At 67.5% G+C, this 1,449-nt stretch carries 2 protein-coding genes; both read left to right on the top strand.

Annotated features, from left to right (window positions below; genetic code table 11):
• A partial coding sequence (locus FNH08_RS50025; protein ID WP_152778659.1) for a DinB family protein occupies positions 1 to 514 on the top strand: 514 nt, incomplete at its 5' end.
• Positions 515 to 882: 368 nt separating this feature from the next.
• Positions 883 to 1,434 (top strand): diaminobutyrate acetyltransferase, encoded by a 552-nt coding sequence (gene ectA / locus FNH08_RS50020; protein ID WP_152778657.1) that lies wholly within the window; start codon positions 883 to 885, stop codon positions 1,432 to 1,434.
• The last annotated feature ends 15 nt before the right edge of the window (positions 1,435 to 1,449 follow it).

Below are 1,449 nucleotides of genomic sequence, written 5' to 3'. Positions count from 1 at the left end.
ACCCCAGACACTCCCCGACGGCCGCCCCATCCCCCTCCTGACCGGAGACGAGCGGCCCATGCTGGAGAGTTGGCTCGCCTTTCACCGGGCCACCCTGGCGCTGAAGTGCGCGGGACTGGACGACGCACAGTTAAGGACGGCATCGGCCGAGCCGTCGGAGCTCACCCTGCTGGGACTCGTACAACACCTCGCCGAGGTGGAACGCACCTGGTTCCAGCGCGTCCTGGCCGGCAAGGCCGACGCACCCCACCTGTTCGGCCCGACCGGCTTCCAGCTGGCCCCCGACCGCGGCATCGACGAGGCACTCGCGGTGTGGCGCGAGGAGGTGGCGCGCGGCGAGGAACTGTCCGCGGCGCGCTCACTCGACGACACGGGACGGATCGTGGACGGCCCGATGGCCGGACTGGAGGTCAGCCTCCGCTGGATCCTGATCCACATGATCGAGGAGTACGCGCGCCACAACGGCCACGCCGACATCGTCCGCGAGCGCATCGACGGAGTCGCCGGAGCCTGAGCCCGAGCCCGAGTCGGCATCCGAGCCTGCGTCCGGGTGGGGGTGCAGGAAATCCACCCCTGCCGTTCACTGAAATGCAATAATCTAATTCAGCACAGCTTCCCATATTCTTCTGCCCGCTTTTCGGATACCTAAACGCAAAGATTCCGCGAACGCCAACCGGTGTAATTCGGGTAGATCTCGTGAGGGTTACCCTCATGTGACCGACTCCACAACGCACCCTTTTCCTCCCCTAATATCCGGGCAAAACATCACCTTCTGCCGCCTTCTCGCGCGCAGCCCGCGCCCGCGCGATAACACACAAGGGCCGTTCATGTAACCCCGATCGACGATGCAATTTCGACTTTCGCTGGGTAAATTCAATTCGCATGACTGCCGCACAAGCAGACCTACCGGAACTGCCCGCGGAATTCCTGGAAATGCCAGAGGGACTGCGGATCGACCGTCCCGACGTGGCGGACGGCGCCGCGCTCTGGCGCCTCGCCCGGGACTCCCGCACCCTCGACCTGAACTCCTCGTACAGCTACCTGCTGTGGTGCCGTGACTTCGCCGGTACCTCCGTGGTGGCGCGGGACACGGAGGACGGGCGCCCCGTCGGCTTCATCACCGGATACATCCGGCCGGAGCAGCCGGGCACCCTCCTCGTGTGGCAGGTGGCCGTCGACGCCGCCCAGCGGGGTCGCGGGGTCGCCGCCGCGCTGCTGGACGGGCTGACCGTCCAGGTCGCCCGGCAGCACCGGCTGACGACCGTCGAGACCACCATCACACCGGGCAACACCGCGTCGGAGCGCCTGTTCGCCTCGTACGCCGCCCGGCACGGAGCGGCCGTCGAGCGCGAGGTCCTGTTCGAGGCGGGACAGTTCCCGGACGGCGGGCACGAGCCGGAGGTTCTCCACCGCATCGGCCCGCTGTCCGTGTGACCCGTCACCCGGCCC

This window comes from Streptomyces spongiae, assembly GCF_009377185.1.
Lineage (GTDB): Bacteria > Actinomycetota > Actinomycetes > Streptomycetales > Streptomycetaceae > Streptomyces > Streptomyces spongiae.
Note: the sequence above shows the minus strand (reverse complement) of the source record. Positions and strands in the feature narration are given on the sequence as shown.

What these genes read in the sequence shown, in the direction of transcription:
- ectA (WP_152778657.1), top strand. Translation starts at nt 883, where the DNA reads ATGACTGCCGCACAAGCAGACCTACCGGAACTGCCCGCGGAATTCCTG.